Origin of the sequence: Paenibacillus sp. W4I10 (assembly GCF_030816325.1) — a bacterium.
Classification (GTDB): Bacteria; Bacillota; Bacilli; order Paenibacillales; family Paenibacillaceae; genus Paenibacillus; species Paenibacillus amylolyticus_B.
This window is the reverse complement of record NZ_JAUSXX010000001.1, coordinates 4,096,010-4,118,796: the sequence shown is the minus strand read 5'-3', so window position 1 is coordinate 4,118,796 and position 22,787 is coordinate 4,096,010. Positions and strand designations below refer to the sequence as shown.

Annotated in this window: 23 protein-coding genes; 15 read left to right on the top strand and 8 right to left on the bottom strand. The window is 45.3% G+C overall.

From position 1 onward, the window contains the following. Window positions 1-392 precede the first annotated feature (392 nt). On the top strand, window positions 393-992 hold the full coding sequence (locus QF049_RS18575) for a hypothetical protein (RefSeq protein WP_307539568.1): 600 nt from the start codon (window positions 393-395) through the stop codon (window positions 990-992). 150 nt (window positions 993-1,142) lie between these two features. Here the strand turns inward: QF049_RS18575 and QF049_RS18570 are convergent, their stop codons facing one another. The 3 genes from QF049_RS18570 to QF049_RS18560 are packed head-to-tail and all read right to left on the bottom strand — an operon-like array spanning window position 1,143 to window position 4,145. After that, entirely contained in the window at window positions 1,143-1,928 is a 786-nt protein-coding gene (locus tag QF049_RS18570) for a MerR family transcriptional regulator (protein WP_307539566.1), read from the bottom strand. After that, on the bottom strand, window positions 1,903-2,829 hold the full coding sequence (locus QF049_RS18565; protein WP_307539565.1) for a DUF2268 domain-containing putative Zn-dependent protease: 927 nt from the start codon (window positions 2,827-2,829) through the stop codon (window positions 1,903-1,905). Before QF049_RS18565 ends, QF049_RS18570 begins: the two co-directional genes overlap by 26 nt. Window positions 2,830-2,888: 59 nt before the next feature. After that, window positions 2,889-4,145 (bottom strand): MFS transporter, encoded by a 1,257-nt coding sequence (locus tag QF049_RS18560; protein ID WP_307539562.1) that lies wholly within the window; start codon window positions 4,143-4,145, stop codon window positions 2,889-2,891. A gap of 276 nt (window positions 4,146-4,421) precedes the next feature. Here QF049_RS18560 and QF049_RS18555 point away from each other — a divergent pair, with 276 nt between their 5' ends. From QF049_RS18555 to QF049_RS18545, 3 genes are all read left to right on the top strand, one after another. Further along, window positions 4,422-5,711, top strand: a complete 1,290-nt coding sequence (locus tag QF049_RS18555; protein ID WP_307539560.1) for a galactokinase — start codon at window positions 4,422-4,424, stop codon at window positions 5,709-5,711. 239 nt (window positions 5,712-5,950) lie between these two features. Beyond that, complete coding sequence (locus QF049_RS18550; protein ID WP_307539558.1) at window positions 5,951-6,232, top strand: hypothetical protein; 282 nt, start codon at window positions 5,951-5,953, stop codon at window positions 6,230-6,232. 23 nt (window positions 6,233-6,255) lie between these two features. Further along, entirely contained in the window at window positions 6,256-6,390 is a 135-nt protein-coding gene (locus tag QF049_RS18545) for a hypothetical protein (RefSeq protein ID WP_307539556.1), read from the top strand. A 334-nt stretch (window positions 6,391-6,724) separates the two neighbouring features. On the opposite strand, the gene QF049_RS18540 is transcribed toward QF049_RS18545, so the two are convergent. Continuing rightward, the gene (locus tag QF049_RS18540; protein WP_150366238.1) at window positions 6,725-6,973 is read right to left on the bottom strand and encodes a hypothetical protein; all 249 of its coding nucleotides are present in this window, start codon (window positions 6,971-6,973) and stop codon (window positions 6,725-6,727) included. Between the two features lie 148 nt (window positions 6,974-7,121). Between QF049_RS18540 and QF049_RS18535 the strand changes: the two genes are divergently transcribed. Further along, a complete protein-coding gene (locus QF049_RS18535; protein ID WP_307539552.1) occupies window positions 7,122-8,483 on the top strand; it encodes a lipase family protein in 1,362 nt (453 codons plus the stop codon). Window positions 8,484-8,525: 42 nt separating this feature from the next. Beyond that, entirely contained in the window at window positions 8,526-8,822 is a 297-nt protein-coding gene (locus tag QF049_RS18530) for a hypothetical protein (RefSeq protein WP_307539550.1), read from the top strand. A 120-nt stretch (window positions 8,823-8,942) separates the two neighbouring features. Here QF049_RS18530 and QF049_RS18525 read toward each other — a convergent pair whose 3' ends face one another. Then, window positions 8,943-9,476 carry a hypothetical protein gene (locus tag QF049_RS18525; protein WP_307539549.1) on the bottom strand — a complete coding sequence of 178 codons (534 nt, stop codon included), beginning with the start codon at window positions 9,474-9,476 and terminating at the stop codon, window positions 8,943-8,945. Between the two features lie 189 nt (window positions 9,477-9,665). Here QF049_RS18525 and QF049_RS18520 point away from each other — a divergent pair, with 189 nt between their 5' ends. Together QF049_RS18520 and QF049_RS18515 are read left to right on the top strand one after the other, a co-directional pair. Continuing rightward, window positions 9,666-10,040, top strand: a complete 375-nt coding sequence (locus QF049_RS18520; RefSeq protein ID WP_307539547.1) for a hypothetical protein — start codon at window positions 9,666-9,668, stop codon at window positions 10,038-10,040. Next, the gene (locus tag QF049_RS18515) at window positions 10,037-10,540 is read left to right on the top strand and encodes a hypothetical protein (RefSeq protein WP_307539545.1); all 504 of its coding nucleotides are present in this window, start codon (window positions 10,037-10,039) and stop codon (window positions 10,538-10,540) included. The genes QF049_RS18520 and QF049_RS18515 overlap by 4 nt, the downstream gene beginning before the upstream one ends. A gap of 88 nt (window positions 10,541-10,628) precedes the next feature. Here QF049_RS18515 and QF049_RS18510 read toward each other — a convergent pair whose 3' ends face one another. The 3 genes from QF049_RS18510 to QF049_RS18500 are packed head-to-tail and all read right to left on the bottom strand — an operon-like array spanning window position 10,629 to window position 14,387. Beyond that, window positions 10,629-11,795 carry a Ger(x)C family spore germination protein gene (locus tag QF049_RS18510; protein WP_307539543.1) on the bottom strand — a complete coding sequence of 389 codons (1,167 nt, stop codon included), beginning with the start codon at window positions 11,793-11,795 and terminating at the stop codon, window positions 10,629-10,631. After that, on the bottom strand, window positions 11,792-13,294 hold the full coding sequence (locus QF049_RS18505) for a spore germination protein (RefSeq protein WP_307539541.1): 1,503 nt from the start codon (window positions 13,292-13,294) through the stop codon (window positions 11,792-11,794). The genes QF049_RS18510 and QF049_RS18505 overlap by 4 nt, the downstream gene beginning before the upstream one ends. Further along, a complete protein-coding gene (locus QF049_RS18500; RefSeq protein WP_124117259.1) occupies window positions 13,266-14,387 on the bottom strand; it encodes a GerAB/ArcD/ProY family transporter in 1,122 nt (373 codons plus the stop codon). Before QF049_RS18500 ends, QF049_RS18505 begins: the two co-directional genes overlap by 29 nt. A gap of 195 nt (window positions 14,388-14,582) precedes the next feature. On the opposite strand from QF049_RS18500, the gene QF049_RS18495 reads away from it, so the two are divergent. The 7 genes from QF049_RS18495 to QF049_RS18465 all read left to right on the top strand — a co-directional run bounded on the left by QF049_RS18495 (window position 14,583) and on the right by QF049_RS18465 (window position 22,776). Beyond that, a complete protein-coding gene (locus QF049_RS18495) occupies window positions 14,583-15,476 on the top strand; it encodes an NAD(P)-dependent oxidoreductase (protein WP_307539538.1) in 894 nt (297 codons plus the stop codon). Window positions 15,477-15,753: 277 nt separating this feature from the next. After that, the gene (locus tag QF049_RS18490; protein WP_017690394.1) at window positions 15,754-16,485 is read left to right on the top strand and encodes a nuclease-related domain-containing protein; all 732 of its coding nucleotides are present in this window, start codon (window positions 15,754-15,756) and stop codon (window positions 16,483-16,485) included. Window positions 16,486-16,748: 263 nt separating this feature from the next. Next, window positions 16,749-17,639 carry a hypothetical protein gene (locus QF049_RS18485; RefSeq protein ID WP_307539535.1) on the top strand — a complete coding sequence of 297 codons (891 nt, stop codon included), beginning with the start codon at window positions 16,749-16,751 and terminating at the stop codon, window positions 17,637-17,639. Between the two features lie 227 nt (window positions 17,640-17,866). Beyond that, the gene (locus tag QF049_RS18480) at window positions 17,867-19,642 is read left to right on the top strand and encodes a cache domain-containing sensor histidine kinase (RefSeq protein WP_167483756.1); all 1,776 of its coding nucleotides are present in this window, start codon (window positions 17,867-17,869) and stop codon (window positions 19,640-19,642) included. Continuing rightward, window positions 19,639-20,703 carry a response regulator transcription factor gene (locus QF049_RS18475; protein ID WP_307539532.1) on the top strand — a complete coding sequence of 355 codons (1,065 nt, stop codon included), beginning with the start codon at window positions 19,639-19,641 and terminating at the stop codon, window positions 20,701-20,703. Before QF049_RS18480 ends, QF049_RS18475 begins: the two co-directional genes overlap by 4 nt. 271 nt (window positions 20,704-20,974) lie before the next feature. Next, entirely contained in the window at window positions 20,975-21,892 is a 918-nt protein-coding gene (locus QF049_RS18470) for an ABC transporter permease (RefSeq protein WP_047844113.1), read from the top strand. A 14-nt stretch (window positions 21,893-21,906) separates the two neighbouring features. Then, complete coding sequence (locus tag QF049_RS18465; RefSeq protein WP_307539530.1) at window positions 21,907-22,776, top strand: carbohydrate ABC transporter permease; 870 nt, start codon at window positions 21,907-21,909, stop codon at window positions 22,774-22,776. The last annotated feature ends 11 nt before the right edge of the window (window positions 22,777-22,787 follow it).

Here is a 22,787-nt window from a genome sequence, read left to right as displayed (position 1 = left end):
GAAGAAAAAGCAAAAAGCGTACCAGTGGATTATCGGTACGCTTTTTGCTTACTTGAAATTAACTTTTTGTAGTTCACTTATATTATTCGAATAGGGGAACTGTCTAATAATTGTAGAGAGATCGAACAACAAATATATCAACTTAAAAAAGATTAGATATTATTAATTTTAAAAGAGGGTTTTATTATAATTTATTGAATAATATATAATATATGGAAGTGGCGTCGTCATAAGGAGGTGAACTATTTAGACCTATTTTTTATTAAAAAGTAGATTGTGCCAGAAACTAGTCCAGCTAAGATAAGAAGGCTAACAACGAGAATAAGTATATTATTCCACACAATGTGCATTGTCGAAACCCCTTTCATAATAATTTTTAGGAGGTATTTAAAGTGAAGAAGATCAGTATGTTATTGACATTATTCTTGGTTTCAATATCCATTTCCGTTCTTTTTACTAATTCAGCCCACGCAAGTACAGGTGAGGAAGATACAGCCTTAAAAATACAAAATATACTAGATAAGTATGAAGTGAACGAACCATTTTCTGACGAAGATACACAATATTTAAAAGAAAACTCAGCTTTAAACAATAATATAACATATATTCAAAATAAAGGGGACGTATCAGTCTTTTCGGTATCAAAGAAATTTTTCACAGGTAACAATAAAACATTAGCTTTAACTGGTTATGTAGAATACGATAACGGATTCGGTAAAAATAGTTGGAATTTCTATATGGACGCATGGGACACAGCTGGCATAAAAAGAAACATCCGAGCAGAAGTTAAAATTGATTGTGTAGGTATTGTAAATTTTGAAACTGGAGCAATAGGTAAAATCTATAACAATACAGTAAGCCAGACATCGTCTGGCAAAGTGGATTTCCTTACCTTAAATAAGTCTGATTCATTCACAGGCCTACCTATGTTTGTTTATTATTATCCAAAGGCTACATTTGACGGAGTTGATCTAGCTGGTGAATTCAGATAAAAACATTTCTAGAAATTAAAATATTCATCACCAAACCCATGGCTAAGGTCCTCTAGCCATGGGTTTATTAGATAGAACATTTACATAATGGAGCGTTTAATTGATAGTACCATTGTTCATTTTTTTTCTGTGGGTTCTTTCGGAGGTCATCTAACATCTTTCATACCCTGATATTACCTTACCCCTCACATAAACCATAATCGCTTGATACAAAAACCTCAAAAAATCCTCATCACCAAACTGATCAAAATAACCCACATATCGACGATCCGTCGTATAGGCTTCTGCAATACACCTCAGAATCTCAGCATCACAGACCATAAACTGCTCCAGACAACTTTTCCATTCACCCACTAACGCTTGCACCTCACCAGAAGCAGGGGGCAGGTCCTGATGATTCGCCAACTCCCGAAATACCTGCTCCATATTGATCGAGAACTGCTGGTAGGCTTGTTCTTGCTCTTCCGCAGACAGCTGGCTCACATTCGCTTCGAATTCCTGATATTTCTCGGTATTTCCGTAGATGAACTTCGCCTCGGATTCGTATTGCTCTTGAATGGACAGAATGGATGAGTCGTCAAACAGATTAAGATGAGAGATATCCGTCCCATCCACATACTCGTCCAACTGGTCGATGATGGTTTCGAGCTTTTGTTTGCGTTGAACGAGTGTACTGCGGTGCTCTCTTAGGATATCTTTTTGTTTGTCTTTCGAAAGCTGCATCATGGCTGCAATTTCTGTTAAGGAGAAATTCATTTCTTTGAACAACAGAATCATTTGCAGATTCCCCAGTGCCTCTTGATCGTAATACCGATAACCATTGTCCTCGACTTTGCTCGGTTTTAAGAGATCCGTTTTATCGTAATAATGTAATGCGCGTTTGGTGATGCCAGTAATCTGAATGATATCTTTAACGGTGAAATAGGGTGTCTTCATTCCAAAAGTCCTTTGTTTCCGCAAGGATAACACTTGCCGGAGTGATGGTTGCTTCGGTGATCGGTGTACCTGTTTTGTTCAGATAATATTGGATTAAGTGATAACCGCAGGCATAACCAGCTGCATAGGGCATACCTACGGGCGTGAAGTTTTGCATGATGGCAAGTTCATCGCCGTATAGATACGGATTAATCTGGTCAAAACCGGTGACATGCAAATGGTCTTTCATTTTCGGCTTGATTACGTTGTTCAATGTCTCCATATCCGTTTTGGCTACCCAAGGGCCCAGCAACTCTTCCCCATACAGGGATGTCGCAAAGCTCTCGGCCAACCCCTCGCTAACAACCATCTCGCCAAGCGTAATCTGTGGATTCCACTGGATATATTGATATCTCACGTTATGATTGCATTCATGGGCTAACACGGATTGCATACGAGGTAAAGTATAAGCATCCGGGCTTAGGTTCGCAATAATATAACCAGGAATGCCGCCATCTCCACATATGCCTTCATTCATCTGTAACGTCGGACTGTTCTTATCCCCTAACAAAATGGTGTACAGATATTCGGAAACCGATAGCTCAATCCCATGATCTGTAAAGGTCGATAGACTCGTACGAACAGCTTCATGACACTGTTGCCAAAATACTTCAGACGAGATCGCAGCTAACGATTCGTTAATCTCAGGTGTGATATCTGCGGGAGCGATATTCATAAAGTTATTCATCATAATCACGTCGAAGCCGTGAGGCTCATGAGAACGAAACGGGATCTGTTGAATGTTCCATTTGTTCATAAAAGGACTCATCATTCGCTCGCGGTATAACTCCAATTTCTCATCGGGTGCAGCCTGGATGATCTCCTCATAGATTAGATCTGAACGTAACGCAGTAATCTTCATCCTTAATCTCTCCTTCGTGTAAGCTTGAGATCATTATCAAGTATGACCTAACGTAACAGTCAAGCATTGATGTTAGGCTGCTGGCTCTCTGCATGATTCTTCATTTTCATCGTGAATACCAGACCAGACAGGATATAGATCAAGCTTAGCAAGAGATAAGGGAGTTGCAGCGAGAATACGCGATCGAACGCCGTTTCACTAACCCGCACCAATAATCCGCCGAGAAGCGTACCGATGGCACTAATGCCAAAGGAAAGAAAGCGAAACACACTTCCAACCCTGCCAAGCATCTCATTAGGAACGGAACGTTGCAGAATGGAGGAACGGGTAACATTGTAGACAATAATGAAAAATGCAGCACAGAAATATAGGCCACCTACCATATATGCATTCGTGGTTAGACCCACCACACCGTAGATGATTCCCATGCACAGAATGGAGGAGATAATTAATTGTTTTGTACTCCATTTCTTGCGCATATATGCAACAGCCTGACTGCCTACAATGCTGCCGATCGTTGCGATGGAGATGAGCATTCCGAATGCAAAAGCATCCAACTGAAGCACATCTCGTACAAAGAAGATCTGAGTAGCCAATATAATGGAATACATCAGCGTAATGGTGACAGACAGAATGGCTAATCCGCGGAGAAAACGATCATGATAGACATATCGAATACCGGACCACATCTCGCGTTTCCAATTCTTCATTGGGCGAACTTCCTTCTTGGTTGTTTCGGTATCTCCTGGGTAGAAGTTTCCCTTCAAACTGATTAAAAAGAGCAGAGCAATAACAGCCGTTACAGCATCTATGGCAAAAGGAAAAACAATATGCAGGGTTATAATGAACCCTCCCAAAGCAACGCCCAGAATATCACTTGTGATCAACTGTCCGGCGGTGAACTGCCCATTAGCTTTTTCCAACTTGCTCTCATCTACCAGTTGAGGAATCACTGTTTGCACCGTACTGTCGAATACGACCCGGCTAAGGCCGATCCCGAACATGAACAGAGCCAGAATCGGAATGCTCACCCATCCTCCCCAGATACATAACGTCAGAGCAAGCAGAAGAATCATTCGTGTAAAGCCAGCTCCCATCAGCATATGTTTGCGTGAGTATCGGTCGATGAGAACACCCACGGGCAGACTGAAGAGAAGCCAGGGTAAACGAAGTGCCGTCATGGTGACAGAGGCATACAGCGTATCGCTTGTAAGTGTTGAAATGAGCCAGGGAACGGCAGCAAGTGTAAGTCCATCACCCAAAAAAGTAAGCGAGAATGCACCAAATAACTTGGTATAGTTCGACTTGATTTTCATCGTTCCCTCCACCAATAAGATGTAAAGCATAGCTACAAAAAGATTGGGAAATAATGTGTTTTTACTTAATAACAATTTAAGTTATTGCAAAATGGATTTCAATCCTACTTTTACAATAAATAACTTCACAAAACGCTTACAAACTTTCAATTCTACCCTACCTTTTCCGCTGTGAAGCTGAGATAATGGGAGAGGAATAAGGCATGAAACAGATGCGACAACCATGTTCACCAACAGCCAAAAAATAAAAGCTGCACATCCATAGGAGGATTATTAATGACGACACAACCATTGAATCTGATCCAATCCACGGAGGGCCAAGCGTTACTAGCCCAAATGTATGGACAATCACAAGTAGAGGAACAGACCGCACGTTACACGAAGCTGAACGCAACGTTCGAAGAGTACTTTGGCGCACAAGAAGGAAGCAAGTTGTTCAGCGCGGCAGGACGCAGTGAGATTGGCGGCAATCACACGGATCATAACCATGGTAAAGTGCTGGCGGGCAGCATTACGCTGGATACGATTGCAGTGGCTGCACCAACTGCGGAGTCGGTTATTACCTTTTACTCAGAAGGGTATGACAAGAAATATGTAATCGATCTCACGGACCTCACGCCAAATACGGAAGACGATGGCACAACAGCATTGATTCGCGGTATGGCTGCGGGATTTGGAGAATTCGGATATAAGGTAGGCGGCTTCCAGGCGTACCTCTCAAGTAACGTGTTCTCGGCATCTGGGGTGAGTTCCTCGGCGTCATTCGAGATGCTGATCTGTACGATTTTGAATCACTTCTATAATGATGGAACAATGGATGTTGTGACTTTGGCCAAAATCGGTCAGTATGCAGAGAACCATTATTGGAATAAACCTTCCGGTCTGCTAGATCAGATGGCTTGTGCGTACGGCGGACTGATTGCCATTGATTTTGAAAATCCTGCACAGCCAGTTATCGAGCCAGTTCAGTGGGATTTCCAACAGAATGGGTATTCATTGGTCATTGTGAATACAGGTGGCAACCACGCTGATCTGACGGAAGATTACGCGGCTGTGCCCAATGAGATGAGAGCGGTTGCTCAGGCGCTGGGCAGTGAGTATGTTCGGGAAATTACGGCAGACGCAATCTACGCCAACCTCAAGAAGGTTCGTGAAGCGGCTGGGGATCGTGCCGTACTGCGTGCGCTTCATTTCCTGGAAGAAAATAATCGTGTCGATGGTGAGGTTCAGGCGTTGCGTGATGGACGTTTTGCTGATTTCCTGAAACTGATTACAGCATCCGGTAACTCGTCATGGAAGTGGCTGCAGAATGTATATCAGAGTGGTGCTGTGAAGGAGCAAGAGATTGGCATCGCGCTGGCACTGACCGAGAATTATCTGCAAAACCTAGGTGACGGCGCTTGTCGTATTCATGGTGGTGGATTTGCAGGGGTTATTCTTACAATTCTTCCGAACGAAAAAGTGGAAGAGTATATGTCCTGGATGCACGACATGTTGGACACACCGATTATTGTTGTTAATGTGCGTGCGCAGGGTGCGGTATGCCTGAATGCATTGATCGCCTAATGCTGGCTAAACAGTACTCAGATATATAGTTATAGTTATAATTCAAGGAAGTCCGGACTTTGCCCGGGCTTTTTGGGTTATTCCATTTTTGAAAAAACTTCAAACTTTGAAGGGTGTAATGTGTTATTTAAGTAGTGGTTTAGTTAGGTTGGTAGTGACTAGAATACAGGCGTATTAATGATGGTTCGATTAGGTGAGAGGCTGTATCTCAATAATGTGCTCATGGGAGGAAGGATCAGATGATTACACCTACAGTGGCTGGGCAGGAAGAGACTCAATTATACGAGGAGTTGCGGCGTGCGATCGATGAATTCGAAGAGGGCGAGCAGCGGAAAATAGTTCTCAATCGGATGATTAAACAGCTAAGGTTCGCCAAGTGGCGCAAAGATCGAATGCGTAAGATCGATGCATACTGTCAAAGAATAAAGCCCGCAACACTTTGGATTATTTTAACCACAGGTGCTCTGGTGCCCGTCTTGTTGTTTAGTATGTTCATCTGGGTATCGTTGTGGGTGGAATGAAGCTGTAGAGAAGAGGGAAAAGTGTGAAGGAAAGATCGCTGACTGCGGTGGTGTACAGTGAATTACTGTGTCTGCTACTCGTAATCCAATCGATGAATCAGGAGGGCTTCGTATTTCACGTATCTGGTTCGAGTGAGGAGCTAGCATTAGGAGTGTAGAGGCGGTGACGAGTGTAAAGATGTATATGAAGCGTCGCTGCCTGACAAAGTTATAAACCATTACTTTCACATATTTATGCAAATTGCTGAAATTATTCTGGTAACAACGTCCTATAACTAATAATGTGTAAGATTGAATGCCTGAAATTTATAAAGACTTTGTGCTCATTTCTTATATGTCGTATACACGATTAACAGAAGATGGACTATAATGATTCTACTTCTTTGGAAAAAAGAGGATGAGATTAGGCTATGAAATCCCTATTATTACATATGAAAGAGCCATGTATCTGTACAAGGCCCTATAGTTTTAAAAGTTAATATTTCTTATAAACTACTTAAGAGGTTTGATGTCTTCGGGCACTGAGCCTGTTTTGACTTCATAAGTATCATAATCCACCATTGAGAATATTTCTTGGGTCTTATTTCCTTTTACATACCCTGTCAGTGACACCGTATGAGACAAGTCAGACGGAATGAACTTGTGGCCTGTAAACTCAACATCAATTCCATAGGTTTCTTTAAAATAAGTTAGGCTTGCGATCTCGGCTTTTTGTACAATTTCTTTTTGCTCGTTCGACATACAACCTCCTAAAGTGAGTGTGATCGCGCAGATCATTAGTATAAAAAGTATAGCTGGTTTTTTCAATTTATCACCTCATATTCCTAATGTTGTCGTTTAGATATTGTGCATTATACAACTTTTGCTAAATAGAAGAAAGGGTGTCCCTATGAACGCCTACAAAACAGATGAATTATATATGAAAATTTCGGAACTTGCTTATACTGATGTTCCCGTAGGGAGAAGTAATATTCTGGACAAGGAAGAGTATAAAGATTGGAGAACAGTTGAACCTGACGGAGCAAAGCTGCACAGAAAATATTCTGGATTTGATGCAGTAGTACTTGAGAATCCCAAAACCAACCAAGTGATTATCGGTTATCGAGGAACTGAACCAGAAGGGAAGTTGACAGATAAATTCGCGGATTGGGAGACAGATGCTTTTGATGTCGTAGGAGGAAGAACGAGAAAGCTTGAAGATTCCATAACCGACCCAGAGCGTCATAATATCTTCAAAAATAGTCCTTTCAAACTCATGATGGATAATTCAAGTTGGGAAAACAATCAGTTTCATCAAGCTGAAGAATTGTATGAGGCTGTACAGAAGGCTTATCCTGATTCAGATATTTCGCTAACAGGCCATTCTCTTGGCGGTGGTTTAGCTCAATATGTAGCTGCTCGTCATGATGTATCTGGTATGACGTATAGTGCTCCAAGTGTAATGAATCTGCTGGATGATATAAGTTTGGCTAAGGTGAATGAAGGTCACTTTGACAACAAAATGGTTAATGTGGTTCATCCGAGTGATTCTGTAGGAGCTGGCGGAGTAAGTGAATATGACAGGCACGTTGGACTTACGGTGTACAAGGGACAGGATTTTGACACCGCTAATGCAATGTATCAGAACTGGAAGTTTCAATTACAGTTAAAGGTCCCTTTTCAACCTCTCGGTGCAGGCTCCCCGATGTTGGTTCATGACGTTGGAATAGATGTAGATCTAGATAAGCTGTACATTGGAAATATCGTTAGATTATTGGATTCCTTCTCGAAAGACGAAGGCAAGGGGTACCACTCCATGAAGCAATATGAGTTTGATAAGGAGGGCAACTTAATTGGCCCGTTAATCGATCGGAGTACGGGAGAGACGCTTGATATTTCTCCAAGATGGACTGCACATCAAAAAGCAATGGCTGTGTTCTCTAATGTGATGTCTGGTGCAGTAGCTTCGTTTATATCTGGAGTAAGTAGTTCTGGTGGCGGTAAGATTCAATTAACACCGGAAGAATTAGCGCAGTCTGCTCGAGAAATGAGACTGAGTTTGAGTGGATTTTCCAACGATGCACAAGCTTCTATTCAGATGTTCCAGACCCATATAGCAACGAGCGAAAGTCAGTCTTTTACACCTATTGCTTATAATGCAACAGCTACTTTGCAACAAATTAACCGTTGGTACCAAGAATCCATAAGTGAGATTGCAGATTATATTGAACGAAAGAGAGAAGATTTCGTAATCGCTGATCAGCAAAAATAATAATAGAATTTATATAGATAGATTAACAGGAGGAAAGTGGACATGGGCAGAATAGCCGTATCCCTGTCGGATTTACGAAGAGCCGTTCAACAATGCGAACAATTGCAGCAACGGCTTATACAACAGGAACAGAAGATGCGTACGATTCATGGAAGGTTGCAGCAGGATTGGGTAGGGACATCAGCATCGGTGCTAACTTTTAAGATGCAGTCTTTTGTTGAAGGTGCTGCTGTTAGATTAAGTGAACTAGAAGCTCATAAAGAGGAATTGAAGCGATACATTCGCAAGATGGAAGAAGCGGACAGAGAAGATCAAAGAAATCGCAGCAGGATGCAGTAATTGTCTATATCTGTTCACACGTAAATAGTCAGATAGGAAGTAATCTTCCCACCTAACTATTGTTGCTTCGTTCATACAATTGTATCGATTGAAGTCACTTGCGCAAGCAGCTATTACTAATTAGTGTGTATCAGTAGTATTCCTGTTCAAAGTTTGAATTTTCTCTTGAATATACTGGTGGTAATCGCGGAAGCTGCTGATGTGATGCAAAGAATCGGAGTTTTCAGACTGGATCTTAATTTTACCGTCCCGAGGCAAAGTTTCCATCTCAGCAATGACGGATTTGGAACCTTGGATATCACCCGACATCTCCTGAATTCGCTGTAATAATGCGGGATGGCCTTCGTACTGGAGCATCTCAGCGAGGGGTCTCATCTCCTCCAACTTTTGGCTCGATCGTTCAAGTGTGGTCATCACTTTGTCCCCGTCTGTACTTGCACTAAGCGAAACCATCCGGTGGATATGATCTTTCTCCATACGCTCAAGCGCCTCAAGATGGGAAGCTTCCAGTCGTTTGGGATCGCTCCAACTCTCCGAGCGAACGGTGTCATTCTGTTGCTGGGATGCATTATTCGCGGTGCCATTTCCACAGCCCCATAACAGAGTCGAGCAGGTTAACACGGCTCCAACGGCGATGATACTTTTTAACCTCATGCTGTCACTCCTTCGATAATTTTCCTGAAGGTAGTATGAGCTATAATATCCAAAATCATGCTTCTTCTCTTCATTTCATTCTCAGTATGTAATTGAATAACCTTTTAAAATCGAGAGTACATATCCTTCGCAAATTTTTGTAGCCTGTATTTTCACGTGAAATTGCAACGGTAAGTAGCGAGGTGAAAAATGATGAATCTTTACACTAATAACATCTGGCGCTGGACCATCAATCTTCTGTATCCTGCCATTATCTTTGTCTTCCAGAGCTGGGGACCAATATTGGATTCATGGATTATGCCCATCTTGTTCGTCGCGCTGTTCTGCTTCCTATGGAGTGATGTAAAAGACATGTTCCTCTCAACGGGACTGACATGGTTTATTGCCATCCCGTGTTGGTGGTATTGGATTGAGCGCCCGAAACCATCGTTCGGTGCAGAACATTTTGCCGCACATCTATGGTTAATTGTACTTATGTACATTGTCTTCGTGCTTATTCCTCAGATGTTAATCCTGACTACTCGGTTGCGGGTAATGGATTATATTAGGGGGAAACAAATATGAGTCGCTTAAAAAGAATCAACAAGCCATACTTCATCTTCCTCATATGGAATGTACTCATGATCGTTGCTGTACGTGGATTAACCTTCCAGCATGAGCCGGGTAGAGGGGTGTCTGGTAACGGTAACCTGGGACTTCTGGTGTTAGCTCCATCTCTTCTGACCTTTCTCATTCTCTGTATCTGGACGACAAATTTGTCCAAATGGTGGTTATATGATCAGCGTCAACGCTGGGGAGGGAAGATACATGCCTGTGTACCCTTCGCGGCTCTCTTGCTGTGTGTGTTGTCTGTCGCTTGGGAGCTACACACCATCAATGACCTACGCCTCCAGCTCAACGGATTTACGAATGATCCGGATTCGGCCGTGTACCGTTTTGGTTGGCTGAACCAGTACACGAACACCTTGTTTTATAACGTGCCGATCCTGCTGTTCGGCCTGTCTTTCTCCATATTGACAGGCTGGCTGATGGAATGGAAACTTCGCAGTCCTAGGTCCACCTAATCCGAACTGCAAACGAAATATATCCTTCATCAAGACAAACACCCCTTATCCGTCGTTTCATACGGGCAAAGGGGTGTTCACGTTCTTGTTACACTTTTCTTTTATATTTCCCTGTATACGGGATGGTGAGATGGATTTTCAGATCCTGGATCGAGTCTTCGGTAAGCATCATCTTGCTGCCATTGTTTGATAACTTACGCCAGAGCTTCGGATTTTTGCGATACAGTTTCTCCTGAAGGCCGTAAATATCCACACCACGCTCAAGGCCGTGACGATAGGTCTGCATAATCTGCTCCCGCAACTTCACTTCACTAATCTGGATCATCTCCTCATAAGAGGTGGGCACCAGATATTCATACAGGGCAGTTAGGTATTGGGCGTCAATATTAAACTTGACCTCTTCACCCTGAATGACAGGCTTGATTTTGATCTTTGGTAAACCTACACTGAGTGCCCCATAGATCGTTCCATCCTTCTGCACAAGCAAGGGAGCACGCCGCATGTCCTTGATCAGCCAGTGATAACCGGGAAGCTGCCTGCGTGGAAGGTATTCAAAGTCAACGCCTGTCTTTTCGAAAAAGGCCCCCTCGATTAGAAATAAATCCTTTTTCTTCTCGTTCTCGGTCCATTGGGAATTGTTCAATGCAATACTGGGCAGATACGTCGTGGTAGCCGGATCATTATGCGTTGCAATGAGCTTGAAGCTAAGCACGGGCGGATACAATGATTCTTCCATATAAGTCGGGAGCGGATTATGAAGAATGCTATCCAGCGGCGACATATTATAGATGGACGTTGCACTGAGAATTTTCTCCAGTGGTTCGCGGGTTCCGTAGACCCAGGTCGTATAACGGGATTCTGGGAACCGTCCCAGCATGTCGAACACTTCTTTGATATGTTTGCTGCTGGTCAGCACACCTTCCGCCATAACGATGGCTGTCACATGCCCCCAAGCCATGTGCAATTGAGCCGTACGGAACAGTTCGTTCAGCGCCAGACTCATCGTTTTTCCTTCGGCATGGCCGACCCATACAGGTGGGATATCTGCACTTTTGGTCGAACTTTCACTTTTGGCGACACTGGCAAAATCAAGCGTTTGTACATACAGGTGATACATGCCGTCTTTGTAATCAATGCCAAAGGCTTTGGCGTAGTCTACCTGTTGAATCTCAAATGCACTCCAGCATCCGCTTGTCATCACACACATCGATAGGCTTAACAGACCCAACGTACATCTCCGCAACAAACGCTTCATCGTCCGTTTCCTTTCTTACGCGGTTCTTGAGTCTCAAGATAGACGGGTCTGCGTTTACCCAACCCTTTTGGCAGTTTGAATAATGAAGCTATCGCTTGTTTGAAATGAAGCGGTGTTAACGGTGTGAGATACGGAATGCCAAATGATTTGAGATCGGTCAGGTAGATGAGGAACAGAATCAACGACAGGATGAACCCAAAGATGCCGAGGGAAGCTCCCAGGACAAAACAAAGGAAGCGCAGGATCAGCACAGAACTGGTCATAACCTGGTTCACAATGGTTGCTCCCGCTACAACAGTGACTGCGATGATGACAATCATGAGGGGAGAGACCATGCCGGCTCGAATGGCGGAATCTCCGATGATCAAACCGCCAACGACAGTTAATGTCTGGCCGATGGCACTCGGTAAACGTACCCCCGCCTCACGGAACAGCTCCATGAGCAGCATAATGAGAAACATCTCCACTCCCGATTCCATTGGCAGTCCCATACGCCCTACCGATATCGTGGCAACCAGTGGGAAAGGAATCTGATCCATATGAAATGAGGTCAGCGCAATATAAAAGCCAGGCAGGAACACGGTGACCATCAGGCCAAGAAAGCGCAGCATCCGCCCTACGTTGACAGCTAAGAAGGGAAAGCTGGCATCTTCCGGTGATTTGAGCAAAAGAAACAGATTAACTGGCCCAATAATGGCGCTGGGATTGCCGTCTACAATGAGGATAAAACGTCCATTCAGGAGACATTCTGCAGCAAAGTCAGGCCTGCCCGTATAATGGGTGACGGGAAACAAAGTGATTTTCGAAGGTGACAGCAATTCTTCCAGTTCATTGGCGGTCAAAATACGTTCGGTCTCAATCTTACGCAACCGATCCTGGACGTCTTCTATTAGCTCCGGGTTCGCGATATTCTTGATATACATCAGGGCTACCTTGGTTGCAGAACGTGAACCGATCATTTCGATATTACAGGCCAGCTGGTTCGTACGCAGACGTTTACGTATCAGAGCAACATTGACGGCAAGGGGTTCAATGAATCCGTCTCTCGCTCCGCGAATCGAAACCTCGGTGGTCGATTCCTCCGGCGTTCGAGTGGGGATGTTGGAAATATCAATACTCCACATGGTTTGCAGGGAAGGAATACAGATCAACATATGGCCTTCAAATACACGGAGAGACATCAGTTCAGTTCCAAATGCCGGATCTTGCAGATCCATTCGGGTCCAATCCAGGCTGATGCACTTTTCAATGTCTGATGTACGGATAAAGTGTGTATTTTCATATGTTCGTTTGAGTTCCGGGAGAATAATATCGTAGATGGCTTCACTATCTACCATACCGCTGCAATAGGTCATAAGGAGTTGCATCGGAGGTTCTCCGAACATATGACTATTGATGATGACATCATCAGATCCGGCAAAAAAGGTATTCAAGTTGTGCTCGTTCATTCGGAACGGTTCAACTTCGCGGTTATTCTTGGGCTGGGTTGAGATCGGCATGTTCGGGAGCCTCCTTGTCCTTTTTGTGGATTAATGCGGCTATTGTTAATATCACGGTAACGACAGAGACATAGGCGAGCATGACCGGGAACTGAATATGGTCCACATAATAATCCACGTAATCAATGCGCCACCATTGCATCGCCATGAAGCTCATGATGACGGTGATGGTAAGAATGGCGATATATCGTTTCTTCGGCCTGCGGAAATTCAGCAGATCGACGATGAGATACAAAGATATGGCCACTCTTGCGAAAGAACCACTAAGCCACTGATAGATGGACAGAAAATCAACGTGCTGCAATAGTTTTCCAATATTCACAAGTTTCCATTGCTCATAGGGACTGTTCCGTTGTTTTGCTGCTTCTTCTGGGCCGAATTCCACGATGGCTCCGATTGTTGGTCCAATCGCCATACTAAGCATGAACAAGCCGAGGATCAGAACATACCACCACCGAATTTTGCCTTTGACTTCATGTTGGAACAGCATGAGTATCCAGATTTCCATAAGCCCGGCAAGGGAGTAGATCATGCCCCGCCACACGGGGCCCATGCCGTTCTCCATGATCGGGAACAATAGGCTGTAGTCCTTATATTTCATATTGGCGGACATTACAAAATAACCAAGCAAAATTACAAAGGGTAGCAGCAGACTGGAAGTCATGGCAATGGAGCGTATGCCTTTAGCCGCTGCCCACGCAGCAACCAGTGCTCCGCCACCAGCCAGAACATAGGGAGGCGTGAATTGAAGATATGTGGATACGGTCCAGTTAGTTGTCTCGTACAACGTATGTGTGCCAAGTGTGAACAGCAGAATGGAAGCAGAGATCCGGAAGATCCAGGAAGGAACAGCACCGAATTCTCGCGTAATCCAATCTGTTAGCCGCTGTCCACGTACACGTCGAATGATGATATACATCATACACAGAAACAACATGAACAGTGGAGCGGCGGCTACGACAGACAACCAGCCGTCTCTGCCGCCAGCTTCGAGTATCGCTGGAACAGACAAGACATGGCAAACGAGCCCTGCACTTAATAAAAGGATGGAAAAGGACAACCAAATGGTAATTTGACCTTTTTCACGACTCATGGAAATCCTCCTTTCCAATGAAGGAAGTTTCCGTTAGGTTGTACAGCATACAGGAAGTTGATTCCTTTTTCAGATTTTTTCACAGAAAGCTGCAAGCGATATGGACGGACTAAGCAGAAAGCTTTAACATACAGATATAGCAATGTCGAAGACAAGCACTGAGCGAAGCATAGAGAAATAGGGAGGAAACCTACGATGACAATAACGACTAAGGCACCTGGAGAGACAAAAGTTGGCTTTATTGGTACAGGCGTGATGGGTAAAAGCATGGCTGGGCACATCCAGCAAGCGGGATACCCACTTCATGTGTACACGCGAACTGCTGCCAAAGCGGAAGCGTTGGTAAAAGAAGGTGCTGTATGGTATGACACACCAGGCAAACTGGCTGCCGCGTGTGATGTCATCATCACAATGGTGGGGTATCCGAAGGATGTCGAGGAGATTTATCTCGGTGAGGATGGTCTCGTGGCCAATGCCAAACCGGGTTCATATCTGATTGATATGACGACCTCAAGTCCGTTACTGGCTGCACGAATCTTTGAAGCTGCGGAAGCCAAAGGACTGCATGCACTGGACGCGCCTGTGTCGGGTGGTGATATCGGAGCGCAGAACGCGAAGCTGTCCATTATGGTTGGTGGTAGCTCGGAGGCCTTTGAAGCCGTGCGTCCGCTGTTTGAGCAGATGGGCACCAACATTGTGCTGCAAGGCAAGGCGGGAGCCGGACAGCATACCAAAATGTGCAACCAGATTGCCATTGCCTCTGGCATGATGGGTGTATGCGAAGCACTTGCCTATGCCAAGACGTCTGGTCTGGACGCGGAGACCGTGCTGAAGAGCATTGCTACCGGCGCAGCCGGAAGCTGGTCGCTCAGCAATCTCGGTCCGCGCATGATCGCAGGCGATTATGAGCCTGGATTCTATGTGAAACATTTTATCAAAGACATGGGAATTGCACTGGAGTCTGCAAAAGCGATGGGCATGAAAACGCCTGGTTTGGCTCTGGCCGAATCCCTGTATCAGGAAATAGCGAATAATGGTCTGGAAGAGAAGGGTACTCAGGTGCTCTACACCTATTATCTTCAGGCTTAACATCCAAGAGAACAGCAGCGTATTCTTTTTCTATTCAGGAAAGGGTTGCGCTGTTTTTTTCAATTTTGCGGTTTGTTTATGCGTCTAAAGTCACGGAATTGGTTAAATGTTCATATGTACTTTGCGTATTGGAGAGATTTTGATCGTTTTCCCTTTATTTTTACCCCGCTTTATCCGACATAAGTAATAGAAGTTTACATAATGAATGTGTCAAAGGATGTTATTCCTCCTGTAATGGTCACCCGTAACCCACACTATAATAGAACGGAGCTTGCCCATGTTCAAGAAAATCCTGTCTCTGTTCAAGACACAACCAGAGCTTGCGAACCAGATTACAGCCTCCGCTTCAGCGTTACCATCGACGACAACCATTCCCCCGCGTATGGTCCGTAGTAAGCGCAAGAAAAAGGCGGAAGGGGATTGGACACGCCAGCCGGAGGAACCTAGTACAGCAGATCAGCTGATCGGTCTTCCAAGTCAATATAAAGTGCTGAACGACCTGCTCGTTACCAATCCGAAGTCACGCTCCGGTTATTCGCAGATTGATCATGTCGTGATCGGGCCTCGGGCAATCTTTGTGATCGAAACCCGAAATCTGACGACAGGTGAAATTCGCGGCGGAAGAAGAGAGGCCAATTGGTCGGTCAGCAGCAGCCGGGTCAAAATGTACAATCCACTTATGCAGCATCGTGCACATGTGGAAGCCATCCATGCACACCTCGGAGACTACAAAAGAGTACGTCTTGTCTCCATGGTGACCTTCACCAACCGTTGCCGCATCAGTGTTGATCCTGCTGTGAGGTATGTGAATTCAGATGAACTGATCATCTACGATCATGAATTGGTGGAAACGATTCAGCGCAAGACAGAACGACTTGAGACAGAGGTTCCCGAAACCGTATTTCAAGAGAAGGATATCCAGGCGATCTACGCTCTGCTCTCATCGGTCAATTCCACGGACCCTCAGATTCGGTCAGAGCATATGGAGAAGGCTAAAGGGATCAAATAATTACGCTTCACGAACACTGTTGTCCATACGGGCGGCAGTGTTTTTGCGTTGCGGTGGTAGTTAATGCGTGCATAGTAAAAGGCTTTAGACACAGGTATATCGTCGTATACAACCGATTTTTAACTTATGATAGAATGTAAACCATGTCTAATTGTGTATCGCGCATGTTATATGAAAGGATATTTTTGTAAGTGAGTGTTCAAGTCTTGGAGCAGAGGTTAATGGTTCTCAGGAATATACATAGGATAGGGGAAGATTATACGATGAAATGGAATTATACGATAAAGACGTTCACCGTTATGCTTGGTTTGGCAGCGATTCTGACAGCTTGTGGTGGCGGAGCGAAAGAGACGTCATCGCCGGAGTCTGCTTCCGGTACAGAAGTCGCTTCATCAGAAACAAGCAGCTCGAATGCTGCCGTAACAGAAACCGCAGCAACCGGTTCGAATGGGAGTGAGGAGACAGGTTCAGCCGCAAAAGAATCTTCTTCAGCCGACGACGGCAAGATTGGAAAGGACTCCACACTGGAAGAATTGAAGCAGCAGTATGCCGATAAACTCGGTTATATCCGTATCCCGCTTACGGATCATCCGGTGCGTCGGGTCAGTGAGGAAGGTTCCAAAAATATTAATGTAGCCAACTACAGCGATGCCGTTGTGGACATGAATGCAGGGGTGCCAGTTCACTCCGATTCGCAGCGGTTGATTGATGATGCCTTTCCTTTTTTTACATCCGTACAAGCACCTGATGAATCTTATATAACTTGGGAAGAAGCAACCAATCTGGAGCGTGCCATGGTGAAAACACTGTTTATCGCGCGTGAAGGCCTGCTGATTACCGAAGATGCGATGAAAAATAAGGACTACAGCAGTACATCGTTCCAGGACTCCAAAGATTTTTTCAGCATTACCGCGAAATTTGAATCCATGGCGCCTGTCGCACAGCATCCGCGTGACATTACGTTGAGTACGTTATACGACAAAGCCCGCACGTCGTGGGGCAAGCTTGCTGCGATGGACCCGAAGCAGGATGAAGCGGCGTTTGCCGAGATGTACAAGACGACGAGAACCGATGCCAATAATGCCATGGGGTTGCTTAATGTTCTGTTGTCTACGAATGAGGAAGAACGGATCAAAGAGATTTACGGGGAATAAAAAAGCCGTGATTCAGAGTTAATCTGGATCATCCTGGTAACATGTCTGGATCACATGCCTTCAAACTCTGACTACCGATTGAAGCGGGGTCAGGGTTTTTCTGGTTTTTTCCAATAGGTGTATGATATGTTTTTAGGAGAAAGACATGTACGGAATATAGGTGAGGTGTGTGAAAGATGTGGTGGATGAACTTTTGTAAACGCTTTAAATTTAAAACGAAGCTTATCTTGTTTTTATCTACCGCAACGGTCTTAATCTCCGGAATCACAGGGTTGATCACCTATCGCATCCATATCGACCTGTTCAATGAAGAGGTCAGTCGCCAGTATAGTCTTACCGCAGAGCAGATTCTTGCACGTCTGGATTCCAGGGTACACGACATGTATAAAGTCACCGATTATATCACACTGAATCCCTCCGTAAAAAATGCCATCAAAGCACAGACCTCTGGCATCTCGTCCTATGATCAGATGAAGCTGGAAGATGAACTGGATGATCAGTTGTATCAGGTAAGGCTGGATGCACCGGAGATCATGGGGCTCCGCATATATGACCTGAAGGAAAACATATTTAATCTCGGCGCCTTTGCCGGCTCATTTCAACAGATGGATCCTTCCTATCTGGCAGAGATGGTTCATAGACTGGAAGGAACGGGCGGCGAATATGGTTGGAATCGTTTGGGGCCGGATGCTTTCTTGCAGGAGGAACAATCCAATTGGATTCTGGCGGGACGATTAATGCGGTCTGTTGATCTGGAGACCTATGGCGTAATGCTAATTCTGTTTAACACCTCGTTGTTCGAATCGTATCTCAAAGATCTGCGACTGAACGAGGAAGTTGCTGTCTACTTGTTTGACGCAGATGGCGAGCTTTTGTATGCCTTTCATAATCAGGATGCAGATCCACCACCACTCACCGAGCTAAGTCTGGGGGCGACTGAGATCAGGGACGAGCAGGGAACAACCCAATTGTATACGAAGCAAACGTCAGACAAAGCGGGCTTCACTTTGGTCAGCAAGGTCTCACTCGCTCAGATTCAGAACAAGGGAAAGATCATTGTAAAAGTTGCTGTGTTCTCTGCGTTAGCCAGCATATTATGCTCCTGGTTCATCATTACCGTAATTAGCGGCAGACTGTTGCGTCCACTTGCGAGTCTGGTCAACGCGATGAAAAGAGTGCGTGATGGACAGTTCGATACACGGGTTCGGATCGAGACACGGGATGAGCTCGGTTTCATCGGTGAACGATTCAATGCAATGGCTTCCCGGATTGATACGCTTATACATGAAGTGTACGAGCGCGAACTCAGTGAAAAAGAAGCTGAACTCAAAGCTATTCAGGCCCAGCTGAATCCCCATTTTCTCTATAACACGCTGAGCATGTTTTTCTGGAAGTTCTATATGCTTGGTGATGAGAAATCGGCTCGCCTGGTCACTGCCTTGTCCGAGATGCTGCAGTATACGCTGGAACCCGTGCAGCAACTGACGACCGTGCAGGATGAGATGAAGCAAATAGATCACTACCTGCAGATTCAGCAGGCCCGGTATCAGGAAGCCTTGTCGATTGAAATTGCCGTTCCTGCTGAATTGCTTCGCTGTCAGGTGATCCGACTGTTGCTTCAGCCCATCGTGGAGAATGTTTTTGTTCATGCCTTCTCGGACAAAAGGAACAACCGCCATCTGGAGATTCGTGGCTCGCGGCAAAACGGGCATGAAGGAGAGCTGGATCTGCTCATCATTGAAATTTCAGATAACGGCTGCGGCATGCACGCATCGGTCATTGAACACATTATGACGCCAGTGGCACATGCGGATGAGGAACGTCAGCACATTGGCATGCGGAGTGTACTTCGAAGAATTGAGTTGATTCACGGTGAACCCTACGGTGTACAGATCGAGTCGACTGTGGGAGAGGGTACGCTAGTACGTCTTCGTTTGCCTTATCAGATCGGTGAGGACTCATGCCGGGAAATTCAGGTGACTGAGAGGAGTAGGTTCTGTTGAATGGACGTATGCTTGTAGTGGATGATGAAGCATTATTTCGTCAGGGTCTGATTCATCTGGTTCGCAATAACCCCCTCGGGTGGGAGGTCGTCGGGGAAGCGGCCGATGGAGAAGAAGCGATACAGGCTGTACACAGCTGCACACCCGATCTGATCATTACGGATATCAACATGCCTGTGATGAATGGTCTAGATTTGGCCGAACGCATACACGAGAGTGGACTGGACATTATGATTATTATTTTGACAGGTTATCGTGAGTTCGAATATGCACAGCGTGCCATCCGATATGGGGCAATTGAATTTTTGTTAAAGCCGTTCTCGCTTGATGAAGCATGTCAGGTGTTACAAAAGGCACATGAACGATATCGCCGAAAACAGTCCGACATTCGGATCAGGGAACAATACAGCCAGGTGGACCGTACCGAGAGACTACGAGAGGAACTGACTTCGTTGCTGCTCCACCATCAATTCGGATCGATAATGAATCGGATCGAGATGTTGCTGGAAGAAGCGTCCGAGATGAGCTTGTCACAAGGCAAAGCGGAGATTCATATGCTTATGAAGGTCATGACGGACTTACTGGTACAACAGCTTCAGCCTCAGGAATCCGGTGGTATGGAATCAACTGCCCCAGATCCACTGCTCTGGATTCATACCATACCTGACGTCATCGCTTGGGCCAGATGCAAGAGCGAAGAGTGGGTGGATATGCTGATGCGGCTAACTCAGGAACAGCAGGATCATGTCGTTACACGAGTTATACAGTATATTGAAATGAACTATTCCAGCACATGCACGTTGCAGGCCGTGGCTGCCCATGTTCATGTGACACCCAACTACTTAAGCCATTTGTTCAAAAAAGAGACAGGACAAGGCTTCAGCCAATATGTCAGCAAGCGCCGAATTGATAAGGCGAAGCTGCTGCTGCACAGTACTCGGCAGAGCATGGCAGATATCGCGGAACTGACCGGGTTCGATAACTCCAGTTATTTTACAACCGTATTCAAACAGATGACGGGGATATCGCCCCGCGAATATCGCAAGCAAGTAGCCAAGTAAAGTGCCCGGTAGCAATCCTCCTTGAACTGCTGCAGGGTCACAATTAAAGAGAAGCCTCCTCTTAATATCTGTTCGTTTCCAAGTTCAACCCCACCATGTGGGGTTATTTTTGCGTAGAAAATTATAAAAGGATCGTTAAATAACAAATGTTTACGCTTACATTTTTATCTAAAATACAACTATAGTACATCAACAGCAGAGAGGAGTGATGGATATGAAGGGGGAACTGACCGCAGGTCCGCCGTCTGGATTACAACCACCGGATAGTGAAATGAAGCATCGGATTCGGCAGCAGCGGCTTCGACGATTCAAGATGAATATACCGTTAATCTTGATGTTTGTTCCGGTAATTATGTTCTACCTTACCTTTCGTTATGCACCCATCGGAGGGCTGGTCATGGCCTTTAAGGATTACAACTTCTATGATGGGCTGTGGAACAGTCCATGGGTGGGCTTTCAGCATTTTCAGACGCTGTTCAGTGATCCTCGCACGGTGGAGATTATTCGCAACACCTTGTTCCTCAGTTTGTTAAGCATCATTATCGGGTTTCCCATTCCGATCATTCTGGCCATTATGCTTAATGAAGTGCGAAACATGGCCTTTAAGCGAACGGTGCAGACGGTGGTCTATATGCCACACTTCTTTTCCTGGGTCATCATTGCGATGATGATCATGACGGTTTTCTCTTTGGAAAATGGGATCGTAAATCGCTGGGTCGAGGCCTGGACGGGAGCACCTTATCCGTTCATGTACAACAAGGGTTCGTGGGTTGCGGTGTTTGTTGGCTCAGGGATCTGGAAGGACATGGGCTTTAATGCCATCATTTTTCTCGCGGCACTAACGACCATTGATCCGAGCCAATACGAGGCTGCACAGATGGATGGGGCCAGCAAAATGCGCCAGATCTGGCATGTCACCCTTCCGGGTATACGCTCCACCATTATTCTCCTGCTGATTCTATCGATGGGGCGGGTGATGGAGGTCGGATTCGACCAGGTGTATATGCTTCAGAATTCCAATGTCAATGAGATAGCGGATGTAATCAGTACCTATATCTACCGCACCGGTCTTCAGGGAGCACAGTTCAGCCTGACAACAGCGATGGGATTGTTCGAATCACTGGTTGCATTTATCCTCATTTTTAGTGCAAATTATATCGCGCGTCGATTTAACGAAGGTTTGTGGTAGGGAGGGAGAACAGCATGAGAAAAACCAAAGGAGAAAAAGCCTTTTATCTAATCAATTATGTATTGTTGTCATTGGTTGCCGTCAGCTGTATCCTGCCCTTACTGAACATTGTTGCCTTGTCATTTAGTGATGCGAGAGCGGTTGTTTCAGGTCAAGTGGGGTTATGGCCCGTCGATTTCACCTGGTTCTCCTATCACAGCCTAATTACGGGAACGCCGATTCTGAATGCATTCTGGAACAGTGTGGAGATCACATTGATCGGTACAGGGCTCAGCATGGCGGTGACGATTATGGCGGCATATCCGCTGTCACGTAGACATTTTTATCATCGGCGCTTTCTTACGATGGCGATGGTGTTCACGATGATTTTTAACGGTGGACTCATCCCGACTTATTTGGTCGTGCAAAATCTCGGTCTTGTGAACAGTTACGGCGCGCTTTGGCTACCGGGCCTGGTGAGCACGTACAACATGCTGATTATGCGATCTTATTTTGAAAATCTGCCGGGGGAAGTGGACGAGGCTGCGCGCATCGATGGTTGTGGTGAACTGGGGCTTTTGTTCCGCATCGTGTTGCCATTATCCAAACCTTTGCTGGCGACTATTGCTCTCTTTTACGGCGTGGGTTACTGGAATTCGTTCATGAGTGTGATGATTTATATCAATGATACGTCCAAATACAACATGACCGTGCTCGTCCAAAATATGATTATGTCCAATCTGAATGTACAGGATTTTACCGATCCAACGATGATATCGAATCTGACCCCGGAAGGCATTCGGGCAGCAGCTGTCATTGTGATGGTCATACCCATTTTGGCAGTGTATCCGTTCTTGCAGAAGTACTTCGTTAAAGGGGTCATGCTTGGATCAATTAAAGGTTAAAGCAGGCTGTG